The organism is Methylosinus sp. C49 (assembly GCF_009936375.1).
In the GTDB taxonomy this organism is placed as follows: Bacteria; Pseudomonadota; Alphaproteobacteria; order Rhizobiales; family Beijerinckiaceae; genus Methylosinus.
This window is the reverse complement of record NZ_AP022332.1, coordinates 159,312-179,100: the sequence shown is the minus strand read 5'-3', so window position 1 is coordinate 179,100 and position 19,789 is coordinate 159,312. Positions and strand designations below refer to the sequence as shown.

At 65.1% G+C, this 19,789-nt stretch carries 16 protein-coding genes; 8 read left to right on the top strand and 8 right to left on the bottom strand.

Going from position 1 to position 19,789, the window contains the following annotated elements:
* Positions 1 to 74 precede the first annotated feature (74 nt).
* The 6 genes from GYH34_RS00825 to GYH34_RS00800 all read right to left on the bottom strand — a co-directional run bounded on the left by GYH34_RS00825 (position 75) and on the right by GYH34_RS00800 (position 7,915).
* Positions 75 to 764: a histidine phosphotransferase family protein gene (locus GYH34_RS00825; RefSeq protein WP_161911938.1), complete on the bottom strand. Its 690-nt coding sequence runs from the start codon at positions 762 to 764 to the stop codon at positions 75 to 77.
* Positions 765 to 1,033: 269 nt separating this feature from the next.
* Positions 1,034 to 3,160: a TonB-dependent receptor gene (locus GYH34_RS00820; RefSeq protein WP_161911937.1), complete on the bottom strand. Its 2,127-nt coding sequence runs from the start codon at positions 3,158 to 3,160 to the stop codon at positions 1,034 to 1,036.
* Between the two features lie 87 nt (positions 3,161 to 3,247).
* Positions 3,248 to 4,567, bottom strand: coding sequence for a di-heme oxidoredictase family protein (locus tag GYH34_RS00815; RefSeq protein ID WP_161911936.1), 1,320 nt, complete (start codon positions 4,565 to 4,567; stop codon positions 3,248 to 3,250).
* A complete protein-coding gene (locus GYH34_RS00810; protein WP_244635215.1) occupies positions 4,564 to 5,946 on the bottom strand; it encodes an extracellular solute-binding protein in 1,383 nt (460 codons plus the stop codon). The genes GYH34_RS00815 and GYH34_RS00810 overlap by 4 nt, the downstream gene beginning before the upstream one ends.
* Positions 5,947 to 6,020: 74 nt before the next feature.
* Entirely contained in the window at positions 6,021 to 6,812 is a 792-nt protein-coding gene (locus GYH34_RS00805; RefSeq protein WP_161911935.1) for a TOBE domain-containing protein, read from the bottom strand.
* A 53-nt stretch (positions 6,813 to 6,865) separates the two neighbouring features.
* The gene (locus GYH34_RS00800) at positions 6,866 to 7,915 is read right to left on the bottom strand and encodes an N-acetylmuramic acid 6-phosphate etherase (protein WP_256367024.1); all 1,050 of its coding nucleotides are present in this window, start codon (positions 7,913 to 7,915) and stop codon (positions 6,866 to 6,868) included.
* 45 nt (positions 7,916 to 7,960) lie between these two features.
* Here GYH34_RS00800 and GYH34_RS00795 point away from each other — a divergent pair, with 45 nt between their 5' ends.
* The gene (locus tag GYH34_RS00795; RefSeq protein WP_161911933.1) at positions 7,961 to 8,992 is read left to right on the top strand and encodes an SIS domain-containing protein; all 1,032 of its coding nucleotides are present in this window, start codon (positions 7,961 to 7,963) and stop codon (positions 8,990 to 8,992) included.
* Positions 8,989 to 10,149: an N-acetylglucosamine-6-phosphate deacetylase gene (gene nagA, locus GYH34_RS00790; protein WP_161911932.1), complete on the top strand. Its 1,161-nt coding sequence runs from the start codon at positions 8,989 to 8,991 to the stop codon at positions 10,147 to 10,149. The genes GYH34_RS00795 and nagA overlap by 4 nt, the downstream gene beginning before the upstream one ends.
* Before the next feature lie 8 nt (positions 10,150 to 10,157).
* Here nagA and GYH34_RS00785 read toward each other — a convergent pair whose 3' ends face one another.
* Complete coding sequence (locus GYH34_RS00785; protein ID WP_161911931.1) at positions 10,158 to 11,156, bottom strand: glycoside hydrolase family 3 protein; 999 nt, start codon at positions 11,154 to 11,156, stop codon at positions 10,158 to 10,160.
* Between the two features lie 136 nt (positions 11,157 to 11,292).
* Here GYH34_RS00785 and GYH34_RS00780 point away from each other — a divergent pair, with 136 nt between their 5' ends.
* The 3 genes from GYH34_RS00780 (at position 11,293) to GYH34_RS00770 (ending at position 12,915) form a co-directional block, all read left to right on the top strand.
* Complete coding sequence (locus tag GYH34_RS00780; protein ID WP_161911930.1) at positions 11,293 to 12,222, top strand: DMT family transporter; 930 nt, start codon at positions 11,293 to 11,295, stop codon at positions 12,220 to 12,222.
* 82 nt (positions 12,223 to 12,304) lie between these two features.
* Positions 12,305 to 12,493 (top strand): DUF3008 family protein, encoded by a 189-nt coding sequence (locus GYH34_RS00775; protein ID WP_018266943.1) that lies wholly within the window; start codon positions 12,305 to 12,307, stop codon positions 12,491 to 12,493.
* A 20-nt stretch (positions 12,494 to 12,513) separates the two neighbouring features.
* A complete protein-coding gene (locus GYH34_RS00770) occupies positions 12,514 to 12,915 on the top strand; it encodes a four-helix bundle copper-binding protein (protein ID WP_161911929.1) in 402 nt (133 codons plus the stop codon).
* A gap of 69 nt (positions 12,916 to 12,984) precedes the next feature.
* Here GYH34_RS00770 and GYH34_RS00765 read toward each other — a convergent pair whose 3' ends face one another.
* Entirely contained in the window at positions 12,985 to 13,620 is a 636-nt protein-coding gene (locus GYH34_RS00765) for a TetR/AcrR family transcriptional regulator (RefSeq protein ID WP_161911928.1), read from the bottom strand.
* A 177-nt stretch (positions 13,621 to 13,797) separates the two neighbouring features.
* On the opposite strand from GYH34_RS00765, the gene GYH34_RS00760 reads away from it, so the two are divergent.
* The 3 genes from GYH34_RS00760 to GYH34_RS00750 are packed head-to-tail and all read left to right on the top strand — an operon-like array spanning position 13,798 to position 19,741.
* The gene (locus GYH34_RS00760) at positions 13,798 to 15,456 is read left to right on the top strand and encodes an efflux transporter outer membrane subunit (protein ID WP_161911927.1); all 1,659 of its coding nucleotides are present in this window, start codon (positions 13,798 to 13,800) and stop codon (positions 15,454 to 15,456) included.
* Complete coding sequence (locus GYH34_RS00755) at positions 15,446 to 16,606, top strand: efflux RND transporter periplasmic adaptor subunit (protein WP_161911926.1); 1,161 nt, start codon at positions 15,446 to 15,448, stop codon at positions 16,604 to 16,606. Before GYH34_RS00760 ends, GYH34_RS00755 begins: the two co-directional genes overlap by 11 nt.
* Positions 16,607 to 16,621: 15 nt before the next feature.
* Complete coding sequence (locus GYH34_RS00750) at positions 16,622 to 19,741, top strand: efflux RND transporter permease subunit (protein ID WP_161911925.1); 3,120 nt, start codon at positions 16,622 to 16,624, stop codon at positions 19,739 to 19,741.
* Positions 19,742 to 19,789 lie beyond the last annotated feature (48 nt).

The window sequence follows — 19,789 nt, the reverse complement described above, 5'->3', positions numbered from 1 at the left end:
GCCGCGTGAGCGGCGTCGACGCCATTCTTGACGCATTCTGGTTAAGAGAACTGAAATCCCCGCGCTCGAGCTCGTCAGGCTTCGAGCGCCGCCGGAGCTTCTGTCTCTTCCTCCGCTTGCGCGGCGGCCGGGCGGGCGGTGATGGTCACATGCTCCGGCTGCGCGGAGATCACGACGTCGAGCCCGCTCGCCTTGGCGACGAGGCCGGCGTAATAGGCCTGAATGGCGCGGGCGTCGACGACGCCCTCTTCCGGCTCGCCGGCCAGCAGGGCGGGGATCGCCGCGGCGATGCGGGCGTTCACGCCTTTGGCTTCCAGCGTGAAGGAAATATCGTCGCGCTCGCCGCTGGAGGCGACGGAGATGACGCCGCCGCGCGGAATCGCCGCATCGGCGATCAGGCACAGATTGAGCAGCAGCTTCACTTTGTTTTTGGACATCAGCACGCGCGGCACGCTCCATTCGAGCTTGGTGCGCTCGTCGGCGAGCAGCTGGCGCGTCACATGCTCGGCGTCGCCGGTGTCGATCTCGGCGCCCTTGGAGCCGGCGGCGCCGAAGGCGAGGCGGCAGAATTGCAGCCGGGCGGAGGCCTCCGCCGCGCTGGATTTGATGAGCGCCAGCGCATGGCCGCGCATCTCGGCGTCCTTCTCCTCCTCCAGCACCTCCAGCCCGTTGACGATAGCGCCGACGGGCGAGATCACGTCATGGCAGACGCGGGAGGAGAGAAGCGCGGCGAGATCGAGGGCGTCGAGCGCGAATTTGGTCATGGGGCCATCCGAAGGAGCCGCCGGATCGCCATGGGTCGGCGCCGGCCAGAGCGGGAACGCGGCCAAAACGAATCACCCGCGCCCCTTTTCTCCATTGGTAGCGGCGCCGCGCGCGCTTGCAAAGCGTCGCTGTCGGGGCCGGCCGGGGCGCGCCAGCCCCGCGCGAGCCGTTGCGCTATCCGATCCGATTGGATCGGATAGCGCTCCAGATTCTCGCTTGGGAGCGAATTCTGATCGATCGAACGATTCCGTTCGATCGGAAAGCGCTCCTAGAACGTCGCCTTGGCGCCGAGGAAGAAGCTGCGCCCCGCCTCGGGATAGCCGTCGGTGAAGGTGTAGGCGGTGTCGAACATGTTGCGCACGCCGCCTTCGATCTTGAAGTTCGGATGGAGCTGATATTCGGCGGTGAAATTGGCCAGGAAAAACGCGCCGGTCCGATAATAGATCGTGCCCGCCGTGTTCGAGGTCCAGCGATTGCTGTTCATCTCGACATTGGGCGTCAGCGTCAGCCCTTCGAACGGCCGCCAGCCGGCGTAGAGGAACATTTTGCCATCCGGCACGCCCGTCGGCTGGAAGTTGAGGATGTAGGGCGCATAGACCGAGCGGCGCATCAGCGTCAGATTGCCGCCGAGCGACAACTCGTCGGAGGCGCGATAATCGACCGTGACCTCGCCGCCCCAGAAGCTGGCGTCGCCGACATTCTGGCTCTGGGTGACGCTCGCGCCATAGGCGGGCGCCGGCACGGATTGGATCAGATTGCGGACGATCGAGTGGAAGGCGTCCAATTGAATGCGGCTGCCCGGCGCGAATTCGCTGGCCCAGCCGAGATCGAAATTGATCGCGCGCTCGGGCATCAGGCCGGGGTTGGAGGTGGCTCCGCCGAAACGCGAGCTGAAACGCTCGAAAATCGTCGGGAAGCGCTCGCGGTCGGAGACGTTGAAATAGACTTTGTTGGTGTCGCTGTAGCGCCAGATGGCCGCGCCCTGGAAATTGGGGGCTTGCACATCCCGCAGCTGATAGCCGATGACGCCCGTGTTGAAGACGAAATCCTCCGCCTTGCGCAGATGGCGCCAGTCATAGGCGAAGCCGCCGACGAGATCGATGTCCTTGGTCGGATGAAAGGTGTTCTCGATAGCGATCGAATATGTGTCTTCCTGCGTGTAGACGATCGGCTGGGTGAAACAGATGACGTTTGTGACGCATCCGGTCGATTTATTGGCGACATTGACGCCGTAATATTCCTGCCAGGTGGCGTGCTCGTCGAAGCGATAGTGGCCGGCGATCTTCAGCGTGTCGACCTCGCCGAAATCATGCCCGACCTCTATATCGGCCCCTAGCGCATAATCCTGATAATAGCTGCGGAAGGCCTTGGCCGAGGATTGATAGGCCAGGAAGGGGTCGTTGTAGGAGAAGAGGTCGTTGTCGAACTTGCTCCAATAGGCCTTGGTCTTCACATAGGACGAATCGCCGATCTTGGTGTTGGACAGGAAATAGAGATTCTGCACGCGCCAATAGGGCCAGCGCCAATAGCGCTGGCTGTTCAGCCCGTCGGTGGTGTGATAGGGCGCGCCCTTCTTGCCGTCCTGGCGGATGAAGCTCAGCGAATATTCGTCGGTGTCATTGGGCGTGTAGCCGGCCTTGGCGTTGAGGCTCCAATCATAGGTCCCCGAATTGCCGCGGAAGCCCTCGCCCTGATTATTGGTCGGCGTGTAGCTCTCCGGCAGCATCCAGCCGCGCAGATCGCGCCAGGAGCCGCTGAGCTGCAGATAATAATTGTCCTGCTTCGTGCCGAGCAGCGCATAGGTCTTTATGCCCTCATAGCTGCCGTCGCGGCCGAATTCGAGGCCGGTGCGCAGCTCGCCCTCTATCTCCTTCGTCGGCTTGCGGGAGACGAGATTGATCTGGCCGCCCATGCCGCCCGGCCCGTCCAGCACTGAGACATAGCCCTTGGCGATCTGCACCTCGGCGACGTCCGGCGTCATGAAGCGCGCGAAATCGAGCCGATTGTCGGCAGGCAGATAGACGCGAACGCCGTCGATGGTGAGCGGAACCTGCCAGCGGTCGAAGCCGCGCACATAGATGTTCTGCTCATTGCGGGTGCCGCCGGTGGAATTGCTGACGACGCCCGCGGCGAGATTGACGGCGCGATCGAGCGAGTCGCGCTGGAAGGTCTCGTTCTGACGGTTGCTGATGGTCACGCCGCCATAGGAGTCGGTCTTCTGCAGCGGCGCGGGACCATCGTCCTTCCTCTTGTCGGGCGGAGCGGTCTTGTGCTCGGCGCCGACGTGAATCTCACCGAGATCGAAAGGCTGCGGCTGCTCGGCGAGCGCTGCGCCGCTCGCGATGAGCGCGGCGACGCTGGCGGCGCCCAAGGGCGCGAATTTGCAGAGTTTCATCGTTCTTCCCCCGATTCCCATCGTCTCGCCGCCCCTCTCCCGGGTCCGCCCCCGCTTCGCGGGAGAGGAGGCAGATTCCGCGCTCCCTCAGAGCGACCCCAAAAATGCGACCAGCTCCGCACGCTCGTCGCGCGTCAGGCCGCGAAACCGCCGGGCTGCGCCCTCCGCCTCTCCGCCGTGCCAGAGGATCGCCTCCGCGACGTTGCGGGCGCGGCCGTCGTGGAGAAAATCCGCGGGCGTTCCAAAGCGGCCGGCGAGGCCGAGGCCCCAGAGCGGCGGCGTGCGCCAGTCGCGCGGGCCGGCTTCGAAATCCTCGCGCCCGTCGGCGAGCCCTTCGCCCATGTCGTGCAGCAGGAGATCGCTATAGGGATGAATCTCGGTCCCGCTCAGCCAGGGCGCGAAGCCGACCGGGCCGAGCTTCAGCGTCTCGCGATGGCAGGCGGCGCAGCCGATCTCGCGGAAAAGCGCCTCGCCTTTGACGACGCGCGGATCGGAGAGATCGCGCCGCGCCGGCACGGCGAGGCCGCGCATATAGGCGAGCGAGGCCTCGAGTCGCGTGTAGGAGAGCTCGATCTCCTGTCCCGCCGCCGCGCGGCATTCCGGCTGCGCAGCGGTGCAATTGGGCTCGGGGAAGAGATAGGAGGAGATGCCGATGTCCTCGGCGAAGGCGTTGGCGATCTGCTGCCGCAGATCCGGCTGATTGGCCTTGAGGCCGAAGCGGCCGAGCGCCATGCGGCCGGCCGCCATGTCATAGACATTGTTCGGCCGACCGCGGCTCTGGCCCACCGCATAGCTGGTGATCTCGTCGTCCGGCACGGCCTCCAGCAGGCCGAGTCCGAACACCGGTGGAGCGTTGCGGAGCGAAATCCGCACATTGTCGCCGAGCGGCCCATAAGCGAGATCGCGAAAGGAGAGGCGCGGGCGGCGCAGCGAGACGGTCTCGCCGTCGGAAAGGCGCGTCTCGATCTCGTCGAAGGCGACGATCGCGCGGCCCTCGCCCGGCACGCCGGGATTACCCTCTGGATTGAGCTGGCCGCCATAGGCCGGATGCGGCGGTGGGCCGCCATGGGCGTCGCGGCCGGGCAAGCCCAGCCGCACCACCATGGCGCGGGCGACGCCATTTTCAGGGTCCGGCGCCGGGCCGCGGCCGTTCTTCACATGGCAGGCGATGCAGGAGAGGCGATTATACAGCGGGCCGAGCCCGGTGATCTCGTTCTGATCCTGCGAGGGGCCGATGACCCAGGCCTGCCGAAACAGCGCGTTCCCCTGTCGGAAGCCGCGCAGAAAATCCTCGTCCAGCCCGGCCAAGGGCCTGGAGAAAACGTCGCCGTCGAGCTTGGGATTCTCGTAAGGCGCGCCGGCGGAGAGAAAAAGCAGCGCGAATGGAAGGAGAAGCCGCCGCCTCACAGACGCGGCTCGGCGGAAGCGACGAGGCTCAGCGCCTCGGCTCGGGCCGATGAAATTTCTGCGCGCCAACGGGCGGCGAGATCGCCGTCCTTCAGCTCGCGGCTGGAAAAACGATCGAGAAATGCGGAATCTTTCGCCTGCGCCTCGGAAATAGGCGTGAAGCCGGCGAGCTTGCGCGCCTTCGCCACAGCGGCGGCGCCTGCGGAGTCGGGGGCGGCGGTGAGCCGCGCCTCGGCGGCGTGAATGGCGCGCCAAAGGCGCTGTGTCTCGGCGTGGCGCTCTGTAATGGCGAAATCGAACATCACGCTGACGACGCCGGGCCGCCGCCGCCCGATCTCGGCGTCATAGGGGTAGAAGGTTCCCGGCGGCAGGGCGAAAGGATCGACCACCGCCGCCGGCTTGCCTTCATAGGCGTCGGGCCGGGCCGGGTGGCGGCTGCTGTCGGCCTCCATCATCAGCTTCTGGCCTTTGACGGAGAGCGCGAAATCGACGAAGGCCTTGGCCGCCGAAAAACGCCGCGCGCCCGCCGTGATGGCGATATGGGCGGGCAGAAAGGCCGTCTTCTCGGGATAGACGAAGGCGAGCTTCTCGCCATTGGCCAGCGCGTTGAAGGCGAAGAAATCGATGGTGAGGCCGAGAGCGGCGCGCCCGTCCTTGACGGTGGCCGTCGGGCCGGAGCCGGAGCCGAGCAGCTCCGCTCCGCCGGCGATCTCGGCGAGCAACGCCCAGCCGCGCTCCCAGCCCTCCGACTGCAGGATGATGTCATAGAGCGCCGGCGAGAAGCCCACCTTGGCCGGAATTGGCATGGCGATGCGACCGGCATAGGCGGGGGAGGCGAGGTCGCTCCAGCTCTTGGGCGGCTTCAGCCCATCGCGCGCGAGAGCGGCGGGATCGACCACGATTCCATAGCCGGCGACGTCATAGGCCTCGAACAGGCCGCTCGGATCGGACAGGAGCTGATCGCCCAGCCGGCCGGGCAGGGCGGCGCGATCGACCGAGAGTTTCTGAAAGGCGCCGCGATCTCGCAATATAGGGAAGTTTCCCAAAGCGGGCGCCCAATAGACATCGGCGCCGCCCTGATCCTTGTCGCTCAGCAGAGCGAGCGCGTCGCGCGACTGCTTCCAGACGAATTGGACGTGAACGCCGGGATAGAGCTTCTCGAACTCCGCCTCGTAGCGGGTCGTCAGCTCTTCCGGGAAGGAGGTGACGACGATGAGGCGCTCGTCGGCCGCCCGCGCGGTCCTGCCGAGAAAGGCGACGCCGAGCGCGGAAGGGATCGCCGCCAGCACATTGCGGCGGCTGGGAAGAAAGGCGAGGCGACTCGCTATGTCGAGGCGATACATAATGAAAACATAAAAGCGCCGCCGCAGGCGTGTCAATCGACGCGAGCGCTCATTTTATCGGCGGGCAGCCCGCCGATTGATCTTTCTACCAGCGATAGAGAATTCGATTGTCAGTCGACCGCGAGGATGACATCGGTCGGGCTGAAGCTGGCGACGGCTCGCTCACCCTCGGCGATGCCGAGGTCTTCCGCCGTCTGGCGCGGCACGACGGCGTGCATCGTCTTGCCCGCGCCAATGTCGAGCAGCACCTCGCTGTTGCGCTCCGCGTCGATTCGCCGCCGCACCACGCCGACGAATTGATTGCGCACGCCGGGGGGCGTGTGCTCCGGCGTGGTGAGATGGACGAAGGAGGATTTGATCAGCGCCAGCGTCTTGCGTCCCGGCTCGAGGCCGAGCTCCACAGCCGAGTCATTGGTGACGATGGCGTGAATGGACGTCTCCGGCGACACGCGCAGCGTCACCTCGACATCGACCGGCCATTTCTTCACCGAGACGACTTCCGTTTGGAATACATTGCGCGCAGAAATTTTTACGCCCACGCTCCAGAGAAGAAAATCATCCTGATCCTCGAGCCCCTCCTCGGCGATGAGCGAGGAAATGCGCGACAGCCGCTCCTCCAGCCGATGAAATGTGGCGATGAGCCGGCGCCCTTCCTGCGTCACCTCCGCGCCGCCGCCGGAGCGGCCGCCCGCCTTTGTCACAAAGGCGGGGCTGGGCAGAAGATTGTTGATGGCGTTCACAGCATCCCAGGCCGTCTTATAGCTGAAGCCGACGACCTTCGCGGCCTTGGTGATGCTGCCATATTCGGCGACCGCCTCCAAAAGCTTGATGCGATCGCGTCCGACCAGGAAACGTCCTTCGCTGCGAAGCGCCAGCAGCGCGTCGATCTTGTTGACTGTCATGGCTCTCGCGATTCCTTTCGGGCGAATATTTATACCTCTTCATCGAAGACGCATCAAAATTCGGACCGACCGGGCTCTGGCGCGCCGGATTTTTTCCGTTCCTCGGCCGCCGGCGCGCCGGCGAGCGCCTCCACCGCCCGGCGCAAATGGCCGCGCGATCCTTCGAGCGCGGCGCGCGCCTCGCCGAGCCCATGGCCCTCGAGCAGCAGATAGGCCAGCTTGACGCTGCCGCCCGCGCGACGCAGCGCCGCGTCGATCTCCGCGCTCTCGCGTCCGGTGAGCCGCGCCAGAATGCGCTCGCTGCGACGCGCGAGCTTCTTGTTGGAGGCCTGCACGTCGACCATCAGCCCTTCATAGACGCGGCCTTGCAGGATCATCACCAGCGACGACAGCATCAGCAGCGCGACGCGCTGCGCCGTGCCGGCCTTCATGCGCGTCGAGCCGGCGATCGCTTCCGAGCCGGTGTCGAGAAATATCTCATGTTCCGCCTCGGCGAGCAGCGGCGCGTCGCGATTATTGGCGACGCCGATCGTCAAGGCGCCATGGCGCGCCGCCTCGCGCAGGCAGGCGAGGGTGAAGGGCGTCGTGCCGCTCGCCGCGACGGCGATGACGACATCGGCCTCGCCGATCGCATGGCGGCGCATCAGCTCGGCGCCGCGCTCGGCCTCGTCCTCGGCGCCTTCCACGGCTTTCAGCAGCGCATCGTCGCCGCCCGCCATCAGCAGCAGCAGGCGCTCCTGCGGCCAGCTGAAGGTCGGCGTCAGCTCGGCGCCGTCCTGCACCGCGAGCCGGCCCGACGTTCCGGCGCCGACATAGACGATGCGCCCGCCGCGCGCGAGGCGCCGCACCACCGCGAGCGCCGCCGCTTCCATCGCCGGACGCGCCGCGCGCACGGCGGCGACGGCGGCGAACTGCCCTTCGATCATGGCGTCGAGAATCTCGCGCGGCTCCCATGCGTCGATCGACGAATAGCGTGGGCTCGGACGTTCCGTTTCCATGTGTTCCTCCTTACGCAACAGTTCGTCCTCCGCGGCAGAATTCGCAAGCGAAGGCGCTGCCGCGCAAAGGATTTCGCGCTCGCGCGACGCGCGCTCCCGTGCCATAAGGGCGCGGGCGGGGGGCGTGACAGAGCTGCAGCAGAGCCGCCGATGACCATGCAAGACAATCAAATGGCGATCGAAGCGCGCGAGGCGCCGCATGCGGTCGCGCGACAACGAGAGCTCATCGCCCCGCGCCTCGCGCCACTGGTCGCGCGCTTGCGCGATGTCGATCCGCGCGTCGTCGTCACTTGCGCGCGCGGCAGCTCCGCTCATGCGGCGACATTCGCAAAGCATCTCATCGAGCGCAGCCTCGGCCTGCCGGTCGCCTCCGCCGCGCCGAACATCTCCAGCGTCTATGGCGGCGCGCTGCGGCTCGACGGCCAATTTTTTCTCGCGATCTCGCAATCGGGCGGCAGCAATGATCTCATAGAGCAGGCCGCCGCCGCGCGCCGCAGCGGCGCCGTCACCGCTTGCCTCGTCAATGAGGTCGAGAGCGAGCTCGCGGCGCAATGCGAGTTTGTCCTGCCAATGGCCGCGGGGCCGGAATTCGCCGTGCCGGCGACGAAGACCTTCATCGCCTCGCTCGCCGCGCTGGCGCGTCTCGTCGCGCAATGGTCCAAGGATCGCGCGCTCAAGGAAGCGCTCGCCCGCCTGCCGGAACGTCTCGCGCGCGCGGCGGAGCTCGATTGGTCGCGAATGGTGGACGCTTTCTCACGCGCGGAAAGTCTCGTCACAATCGGACGCGGACCGACGCTGGCCATAGCGCGCGAGGCGGCGCTGAAGCTGAAGGAGACCGCCAATCTCCATGCGGAGGCGTTCAGCTCCGCGGAATTCATGCATGGACCGGTGTCGCTCGTCTCGCCGCTCTATCCGATCCTGATGCTGACGCCGACAGACGAGGCGGCGAGCGGCATGCGTCGCCTGGCGGAGGATTTGCGCGGCAAAGGCGCGGCTCTGTTCACGACGGATCGCGAGGACGAGACGCGCAATCGCCTGCCGACGATCGCCGCCGATCATCCAGAGACCGACGCCATCTGCCTCATTCAGAGCTTTTACGCGATGGCGGCGCGGCTCGCCGCGGCGCGCGGCGTCGATGTCGATCGCCCGCGCCATTTGCAGAAGGTGACGCGCACGCGATGAGCGAGGAGGCGCGCCGAACGATCGCCGCCGATGTCGTCTTCGACGGCGAGACGGCGCATCGCGACTGCGCGGTGGTGATCGAGGGCGAGAACATCGTCTCGCTCATTCTGCGTCGCGAGATTCCGCGCGGCGCCGATGCGCTCGAGCTGCCGAAAGGCGTCTGGCTCGCGCCCGGCTTCATCGATATTCAGGTGAACGGCGGCGGCGATGTTCTGTTCAACGATTCGCCGACGCCGGAGGCGATCGCGACGATCGTTCGGGCGCATCGCAAATTCGGCACGACCTCGCTGCTGCCGACTCTCATCACCGACACGGATGAGAAGATGATCGCGGCCGAGCGCGCCGTGACCGAGATTCTCCCACATGCGCCCGGCGTGCTCGGCGTGCATTTCGAAGGACCCTTCATCTCGCCGGAGCGGCTCGGCGTGCATCGCGCCGATCTTCGTCGCGCGCCTTCGCCGCATCATGTCGAGATGCTCGCGCCGCCGCCGGGCGGCGTGTCGCTCGTCACCCTCGCGCCGGAGGAGACGCCGCCGGGCTTCGTCGCCGAGCTCGTCGCGGCCGGCTGCAAAGTCGCGCTCGGCCATTCCATGGCGAATTACGCGCAGACGCGCGCCGCAATGGCGGAAGGACTGACCGGCTTTACCCATCTCTTCAACGCGATGCGCCCGCTCGCCAGCCGCGAGCCGGGGCCGATCGCGGCGGCGCTCGAATCCTCCTCTGCCTCTTACGGCCTCATTGTCGATGGCGAGCATGTCGATCCGGCGATTTTACGCCTCGCTCTGCGCGCGGGCCTCGGCCATCCCATGCTCGTCACCGACGCAATGCCGCCCGTCGGCGGCGACGGACGCGGATTTGCCTTGCAGGGCAGGGAGATTCTCGTAGAGGACGGACGCTGCGTGACGGCGGAGGGGACGCTCGCCGGCGCCTCGCTGGATATGGCGAGCGCGGTGCGCAATTGTGTTTCGCTGCTCGATCTTCCGCTCGAGCGCGCGCTCGTTCTCGCCTCCGCCAATCCAGCGAATTTCCTGGGGCTCGGCAAAAGGCTCGGCCGGCTCGTCGCCGGCTATCGCGCCGATATGACGGCTTTCGATCCGCAGAGCCTTCGCATTGTTTCGACCTGGGTCGCCGGCGAGCGCTCCGCCGAGGAATGGTGAGGCGCGCGTCACGCCTTGAGGCGCCGGATGCGCTCGATCGCGGCGCGCGCATTGTCGCCGAGCGAAGCGTCCTTCGCGCAGGCGTCGAGGAGATTTTGCGCATAGCGCGCCGACTCCGCCTGCTCGTCTTTCATATTATTGCCGATGAGAATGAAATCCGCGCCCGCGCGTAATGCGCATAATGCGGCTTCGCCCGTGGTCATCAGCTTCTGCACGCCTTGCATCTGAAGGTCGTCGGTCAATATCACAGCGCCCGGCGCCCATTGGCGCAATTTGCGCACGGCGATGGAAGAGAGACAACAGGGCGTGTCTTGCTCCCATTGATTCACCACGCCATGGCTGAACAGCACCATGGGCACGCGCGGCGCCAGCGTCTGGAAGATCTTTACCTGCATGTCAGTGAGGCAGTCGGAAAGGTCCATCACGTGATCGTGTGGATTGACCTTGGCGCCGCCCGTGCCGGGAAAATGTTTCAGGCACAGCTTCAGCCCGGTCGCGTGCGCGACTTCGACCAGCGCGGCGACGCAATCTTCGACGACGCGCGGATCGGCGGAGTAGCTGCGCTGGGCCGAGCCGATGTCTGGACTGTCGGGATTTATGTCGAGATCGACGACGGGCGCGAGATCGGCGTCAATGCCGAGATCGCGCATTTCCGCATAGGCGGGACGCAACGCATCGAGCCGCTCCTGCTTTGTCAGCCGGCCGAATTGGCGCGCGCTCGGCAGCGGCGCGAAGCCGCGCTCCTCCTTCAGGCGCCGCACCTTGCCGCCTTCCTGATCGATGAAGATCAGCGGCCGCGTCGGCAGCGCGTGAATCTCTTCGCAGAGCGCCTTCACCTGCGCGGGATCAAAAATATTGCGCTCATATTTGCGATCCGTGCAGTCGTAATCGAAGAGGATGACGCCGCCGAGCCCATGGTCGCGCGCGAAATCGCGCAGCCAGGGCGGAACATGCGGCGTGCGGAAGCCGAGCAGGAACAGCTCGCCTATGGGCAAATAGGAAGACATTGCCGTGAGATGGCGCGGCGCTGCGCGAGATCAAACGTGGCCGCGACGAAATTGCGGCGAAAGATAGAAGCTGCGCTTTCGCCCGCTCTCCGTTAAGAGCTGTCGCCACGTGCTTTCGAGTGGAAGGATGAGGAAGATGAGCCATGGTGTCGCCGAAAGCGCTCCGCAGACGGCGCGATACGCCACGGGCGCGATGTTCGGCGTTTCCGCCGTCACCATTTGGGCGACTTGGCTCGTCGTCACGCGGCTCGGCGTGACGACGACGCTCTCGGTCTATGATCTCACAATGCTGCGCTTCGGCGCCGCCGGCGTGCTGCTGTTTCCGATCGTGCTGCGCAAAGGGCTCGCGCTCGAGCGGCTCGGCCCGCTGCGCCTCCTCATTCTCGTCTGCAGCGCCGGCGCGCCTTATGTGCTCGTCGCCGCCAGCGGGCTCCGACTCGCGCCGGTCGCTCATGCGGGCGCGCTGCTGCCCGGTTCCATGCCGCTCTTCGTCGCGCTGCTGTCCTTCCTGCTGACGAGGGAACGCTTCACCGCGAGCCGCCTCATCGGCTATGCGCTCATCGCTCTCGGCGGCGCCGCGATAGCGGGGCCGGGCGCATTGTCATTCGGCGAGACGCAGATCGGGCATATTCTGCTTTTGTCGGCGGCTTTCATCTGGGCCGGCTATGCGATCGTGCTGCGCGCGTCGCGGCTCGAGTCCTTGCATGCCGCGGCGCTGGTCTCGACAGGCTCGCTCATTCTCTATGGGCCGCTCTATCTCGCCTTTCACGGCTTGCATGGAATGGACGCGCCGCTGCGCGACATTGTGATTCAGACCTTGTTCCAGGGCGTCATCGTGTCGATCGTGGCGCTGTTTCTCTTCGGCAAAGGCATTGAGCTGCTCGGCGCTTCTGCGGGCGCGGCATTTTCGGCTCTCGTGCCGCCCATGGCGGCGCTGATCGCCGTTCCGCTGCTCGGCGAAATCCCTTCGCCCATAGAGCAGATTGCGTTGCTCTGCGTCTCTATCGGCGTCTATCTCGCGAGCGGCGGAACAGCGCCGCGCTGGAGCATGTCGCGGCGCGGCTGAAGGAACCTCTCCGGCGCGAAGGGGTTATCCTCCGCCCCGCGTCGCCTTCCCGCGGCGCGAGACGTCGAAGGGGAGGAGACTCATGCCCGCCAAATCAAAGGCTCAGCAAATGGCCGCCGGCGCCGCGCTGGCGGCCAAGCGCGGCGAGATTCCAAAGAGCGAGCTCAAAGGGGCCTCGCGCTCCATGCTCGACTCCATGACGGAGAAGCAGCTCGAGGAATTCGCCGCCACTAAGCGCAAGGGCAAGCCGGAGCATTCGGCCAAATCGTGAATGACTAAGGAGGACGCCTCATGCATGTGGAAGCCATCATCGCCAGCCATCCGCAAATGCGCGGCCGCGCCGACGCCGCGCTGGTCGGCTGCGTCGAAGCCTGCTTCGATTGCGCACAGGCCTGCGCCGCCTGCGCCGACGCCTGCCTCGCCGAGGAGAATGTCGCCGATCTGCGTCGCTGCATAAGGCTCGATCAGGATTGCGCGGACATATGCCTCGCGGCGGGCGCCATCGCCTCGCGGCGCAGCGCGACGGATGAGACGGCGATGCGCGCCATTCTCCAGGCCTGCGTCGATATGTGTCGCGCCTGCGAGAAGGAGTGTCGACGCCACGCCAAGCATCACGAGCATTGTCGCATCTGCGCGGATGTCTGCAAGGAGTGCGAGAGCGCCTGCCGCCGCGCGATGGGCCCTGCGCATTAGAGCGCCTTCCGATCGGATGGAAAGCGACGAGATTTCCCCTCTCCCGCGAAAGCGGGAGAGGCGGAATCGCTAAGGCGCATAGGCCTTCAAGAACACGGCGAGGCCGGACTCCATCACGCGCTGATACTCGGCCTCGCTGCGCAGCTCCAATCCCAGCACGACGCGCATGGGCAAATCCGAGATGGTGAGATGCAGCAATTGCTCCGCCGCCATTTGGGCGTCGTCGACGGCGAGCAGGCCTTTCGCCTTCGCTTCGTCGAGATAGCCGGCGACGAGATCGAGGACATTCTGCTTGCCGCTGTTGAAATAGAGATGGCAAAGCTCGGGGTAGCGCCAGCGCTCGCTCGACACCGTCTGGAAAAAGGCGGCCCATTCCCGGGTCAGGAAGCGGGCGACGAAATGCGCGCAGAGCTCGCGTAGCGCCTGCTCGGCGCCGAGATCGAAATCGGGCTTGGGAACGTCGGTGCATTTTTGGCTGCACTCGATCTCGATGAGATTGCGAAACAGCGCTTCCTTGCTGGGGAAATACGCGTAGAGCGTCGCCTTCGACACGCCCGCGGCGCGCGCGATTCCGTCCATGGACGTCTCGGCGAAGCCCTGCTCCAAAAATTGGGTGCGCGCCGCCGAGAGGATCTGACACTCCTTGCGATTCGGAACATGCTCCGTGGCTGGTTCCGGCGCGGTCGTCTCCGCTGCTTCGGTCATTTGCTCTGGTCCACCCCCGTCATCCGCCCCTCCTTCCGCCGCAGTCCCACGCAGGCCTTGTCTCAGCCTTTGCGTCGTCTTTCCATCCCCGGGAAAAACTGAACCGTTTAGTTTTAGCATTGACACCCGGGCTCTGCATTAATATTAAAACTGAACGGTTCAGTTTTCGAGAGGGTCATGCCGAAATTTTCGCGACGCCGCTTCCGACAAGCGAAAACCGCGCCTCATAGGGGATTCCCGCCCGCCGCCGCTCGCAGCGCCGCTGCTTTCGCAGCGCTGACGCTATCCGCCTGCGCGGTCGGGCCTGATTTTGTTCCGCCTCCCGCTCCCGCGAGCGCCGGCTATGGCAAGATCGGAGCCTCCACCGAATCCGCGGCGGCCGCGGGCGGCGCCTCGCAGCGCTTCGCTCACGGTCGCGATGTGCCCGGTGAATGGTGGAAGCTGTTCCATTCCAAGCAGATATCGTCCCTCGTCGCCGAGGCGGTGGCGAATCACCCGGACATAGGGGCGGCCGAGGCGGCGCTGCGGCAGGCGCGTGAGACGATAGAGGCCAATTCGGCGACCTTCCTGCCGCAGGCGACGCTCGGCGACAGCTATACGCGGCAGCAGGTGACGACGGCGCAATTCGGCAGCCTCGCCTCCTCGAGCTCCTCGTCATCGTCTTCGACGTCTTCCTCGTCCAGCTCCGCCTCGACTTTCGTCTACGGCCTGCACAACGCCAATGTGTCGGTGTCCTTCTCGCCGGACGTGTTCGGAAAGTCCTGGCGCACGCTGGAGAGCGACACGGCCGCCGCTGAGCAGAAGCGCTTCCAGCTCGAGGCGACCTATCTCGCGCTCACCGCCAATGTCGTCACCGCGGCCATCACGGACGCCTCCTACGCCTCGCAGATCAAGGTGACGCGCGATCTCATCGCCGCCTATCGCACGCAGCTCGATCTGCTGGAGAAGCGCTTCGAGCTCGGCGCGGTCAGCCAGGCAGATGTGTTGTCCGAGCGCGCGCAGCTCGCGCAGGCGCAGGCCACGCTGCCGCCGCTGGAAAAAGCGCGGGCGCAGAACCGCAATCTGCTGATGGCCTATCTCGGCCGCTTCCCCAACGCCGACAAAGGCGAGGCGGTCGATCTTTCCGGCCTGCGCCTGCCGGGCGAATTGCCGGTCAGCCTGCCTTCGACTCTGGTGCGCCAGCGGCCGGATATTCTCGCTTCCGAGAATCAGCTGCATCAGGCCAGCGCCGAGATCGGCGTCGCCACGGCGAACATGCTGCCGCAATTCACGCTCTCAGCGACGGGCGGCGCGCAGGCGACGAACTTCACCTCATTGTTCTCGCCGCAGACGATGGTCTACACGCTCGCCGCCGAAGCCTCGGCCAAAGCATTCGACGCCGGCTCGCTGTTCCACACGCGCGAGGCCAAGGTCGCGGCCTTCGAGCAGGCGGAGGCGCAATATCGCTCCACCGTCATTTCCGCCTTCCAGAATGTCGCCGATTCTCTGCAGGCGGTGAAGCACGACGCCGGCACGCTGCGCGCGCAAGTGGCGGCGGAAAAAGCCGCGGCCGAGAGCCTCGAGATCGCGCGCGCGCAATATCGCGCCGGCTCGACGACCTATTCGATCGTGCTCAACGCAGAGCAGACCCTCCTCAATGCGCGGCTCGCCCGCGTGAGGGCGCAGGCGGCGCGCTTCGCCGATACGGCGGCGCTGCTGCAATCGCTCGGCGGCGGCTGGTGGAACCGAATCGACGAGACGCCGGCCTCGCAGGCCAAGCCCACGGATATTATCGCTACATCGCCGATCGCCGCGGCGATCAGAGCCCAGGCGGAGGACGCACGAGATGGTCGCTAGAACTTTGCTGCAGGATCGTTTCGGACCCATGGCGAAGCCGATGGCGATCATGCTCGCGATCGTCGCGCTGGTCTTCGGCGGACTCTATGGCTTCAACGTATTTCGCGGCGTGATGATCAAGGGCTTTCTCGCTTCCATGGCCAATCCGCCGCAGACCGTCTCGGTCACGACCGCGGGCTATCAGGAATGGCGGCCAAAGCTCACCGCGGTCGGCACGTTTCGCGCGGTGAACGGCTCCGATCTCTCGCTGGAGGCCTCCGGCATCGTCGAGAAGATTCACTTCCAGTCCGGCCAGCAAGTGGAGGCGGGCCAGCTGCTGCTGGAATTGCGCAAGGACACCGATCTCGCCAAGCTCGCCTCGCAAAGGGCGGCCGCCGAGCTCGCTGGCATAAATCTGCGGCGCGATCAGGCGCAGCTGAAGATTCACGCCGCGAGCCAGGCGACGGTCGACACGGATCAAGCCAATCTCAAGAGCGCGGAGGCCGATGTCGCGCAGCAGGAGGCGGTGATCGCGCAAAAGACATTGCGCGCGCCCTTCGCTGGACGGCTCGGCATTCGCGCGGTCGATCTCGGCCAATATATCGGAGCGGGCACAAATATCGTGACGCTGCAGGCGCTCGATCCCATCTATCTCGACTTCACTCTGCCGCAGCAGGCGCTGAACGGCATAGAGGTCGGCCAATCGATCGACGCCGGCGTCGATGCGTTTCCGAATAAGAAATTCACCGGCAAGATCGTCGCGATCAACTCCAAGGTGGATCAGGCGAGCCGCAATGTGCAGGTGCGCGCCAGCCTCGCCAATTCCGCTCTCGAGCTGAAGCCCGGCATGTTCGCGCAGATCGACATCGTGACCGGCAAGCCCGAGCGCCTCATCACTTTGCCGCAGACCGCGATCGTCTATGCGCCCTTCGGCAATTCTGTGTTTCTCGTGCAGAAGCCGGATGGCAAAGAGGCCGGCCTTTCCGCGCATCAGGCTTTCGTGCGCCTCGGCGCGACGCGCGGCGACGAGGTCGCCGTGCTGGAGGGCGTGACGGAGGGCGCGACCGTCGTCACCGCTGGACAGCTGAAGCTGAGAAACGGTTCGCCGCTGAATATTTCCGACACGCAGCAGCCGCCGGTCGATCCCAATCCCAAGCCCGTGGATCAGTGAACGGAGACGACGGACATGCGTTTCACCGACATTTTCGTGCGTCGCCCGGTGCTCGCCTCTGTGGTGAGCCTGTTGATCCTGGTGCTGGGCCTGCGCTCGCTCTTCACCCTGCCGACGCTGCAATATCCGCGCACGCAAAACGCCATCGTCACGGTGACGACCTCTTATTTCGGCGCCGATCCGGCGACTGTCGCCGGCTTCGTCACCACGCCGCTCGAGAACGCCATCGCGCAGGCCAACGGCATCGACTATCTCACCTCGACGAGCCAGGTCGGCACCAGCACCATCACCGCCAATCTGCGGCTCAACTATGATTCCGGCAAGGCGCTGACCGAGATCAGCACCAAGATCGATTCTGTGCTCAATCAGCTGCCGTCGGCCGTGCAGCGGCCGGTCATCACGGTGAAAATCGGCCAGACCACCGACGCCATGTATATCGGCTTCAATAGCGATATTCTGACATCGAGCCAGGTCACCGATTATCTGATCCGCGTCGTGCAGCCGCGCCTGCAATCGGTGCCGGGCGTGCAGACCGCCGAGCTCATCGGCGGCAAGACCTTCGCGCTCCGCGCTTGGCTCGATCCGGTCAAGCTCGCCGCCTATGGCCTCACCGCCAGCGAGCTCAGCGCCGCGCTGCAGGGCAATGACTATATCGCTGGCCTCGGCTCGACCAAGGGCGAGATGGTGCAGGTCACGCTCACCGCGGCGACCTCGCTGCATTCGCTCGAGGAGTTCCGCAATCTCGTCGTCAAGCAGGTGAACGGCGCCAATGTGAAGCTGCGTGACGTCGCCAATGTCACGCTCGGCTCGGAGGATTACGAATCCGCCGTGGCGTTCAATGGCAAGCAGGCGGTCTATATCGGTATTCTCGTCGCTCCCAACGCCAATCTTCTCGATGTCGTCAAAGGCGTCAAAGAAGCCTATCCCGACATTTTGAAATCGCTGCCGCAGGGCCTCAACAGCGATATCGTCTATGACACGACCGATTTCGTGAACAGCTCCATCGACGAGGTGATTCACACCCTGATCGAGGCGATACTCATCGTCACCGCCGTCGTGTTCATGTTCCTCGGCTCCTGGCGCTCGGTGGTCATACCGATCATCGCCATCCCGCTGTCGCTCATCGGCACATTCACCATTCTGCTGGCGCTCGGCTTTTCGATCAATCTGCTCACCCTGCTGGCGCTGGTTCTGGCGATCGGACTCGTCGTCGACGACGCGATCATCGTCGTCGAAAACGTCAATCGCCATCTCGCCGACGGGATGAAGCCTTTCGACGCGGCCTTGCAGGCGGCCCGCGAGCTCGCCGGTCCGATCATCGCGATGACCATCGTGCTGATCGCCGTCTATGTGCCGATCGGCTTTCAAGGCGGCCTCACCGGCGCGCTCTTCGTCGAATTCGCCTTCACGCTCGCCGGCGCGGTGACGGTCTCGGCTGTCATCGCGCTCACGCTCTCGCCGGTGAGCTGCGCGCTTGTGCTGAAGCCGCCGCATCTCGGCGAGGAGACGCTGGAGACGCGCATCGTCGAATTCATCGACGCCAAGATGGATTGGGTCAAGGATCGCTATCAACATCTGCTGGCGCGTTCGCTGCGTTTCGTGCCGGTGACGCTCGCTTTCGGCGGCATTGTGCTCGCGAGCATCTTTTGGCTCTATTCGAACTCGAAGAACGAGCTCGCGCCCAATGAGGATCAAGGCGTCGTCTTCGCGCAATCCACCTCGGCGCCCAACGCCACATTGCAGCAGAAGCTCTTCTATGGCGATCAGGTCTACAAGACCTTCGCCAAGCATCCCGAAATGACGAGCTCCTTCCAGATCGTCACGCCCGGCCTCATCTTCGGCGGCCTCGTTCTCACGCCGTCGGACAAGCGCAAGATCACCGCTGAGCAGATGCAGCAGACGCTGCAGCAGGAGCTCGCGCGCTCGGTGCCGGGCCAGCGCCTCGTCACCTTCCAGCCGCCGCCGCTGCCGGGCTCCAATGGTCTGCCCATTCAATTCGTCGTGCAGAGCACCGACACATTCGATAAGATGAACGATATCTCGCGCGACTTCCTCTCCAAGGCGCTCGCGACGGGCAAGTTCATGTTCCTCGACACCGATCTGAAGATCGACCAGCCGCAGATGTCGCTCGTCATCGATCGCGAGAAGACGGCGCAGCTCGGCTTGCGGATGCTCGATGTCGGCGGCGCGCTCACGACTGGATTGAGCGGCGGCTACACGCAATATTTCGGATTGGACGGGCGTTCGTACAAAGTCATCCCGCAGATGGCGCAGCAATTCCGGCTCAATCCGGATCAGATCTTGAACTATTACATCAAGACCGCGGACGGCTCCTCCGTGCCGCTGTCGACGGTGGCGAAGTTCCAGACCATGGTGGTGCCGGAGTCGCTCAATCACTTCCAACAGATCAACTCCTTCACCATCTCCGGCGTCGCCGCTCCCGGGGTCATCGCCGGCGAGGCGCTGGAGACGTTGAAGGAAGTCGCCGCGCAGACGCTGCCGCCCGCCTACACGATCGACTATGCCGGCTCGTCACGGCAATTCGTGCAGGAGTCGAGCGGCTTCGCCGGGACCTTCGGCTTCGCGCTCATCATCATCTTCCTGGCGCTGGCGGCGCAGTTCGAGAGCTTCCGCGATCCGCTCATCATTCTCGTCTCCGTGCCCATGTCGATCGCGGGCGCGCTCGTCTTCATCATGCTGGGCTTCGGCGGCGCGAGCATCAACATCTACACACAGGTGGGCCTCGTCACGCTGATGGGCCTCATCAGCAAGCACGGCATTCTCATCGTCGAATTCGCCAATGAGCAGCAGCATCTCGGCAAGTCGAAATATGAGGCGATCATAGAAGCGACGTCGATCCGCCTGCGGCCGATCCTCATGACGACGGCGGCGATGGTGCTCGGCGTTCTGCCGCTCATCATGGCGAGCGGCGCCGGCGCGGCCTCGCGTTACAATATGGGCCTCGTCATCGCCTCTGGCCTGTCGATCGGCACGTTGTTCACGCTCTTCGTGCTGCCTGCGGTCTATCTCGTGCTCGCCGCCGATCACTCGAAGACGCGTGAAGCGAGCGCTGTCGATCTCGACGATGCGCATCACGCGCACGCCGAGAATAAGATTCGCGTCGTCGCCTCCTGAGGAGACGACATATGCGGAGCCGAAGACTCGCGGCCTACCGCCCCACTC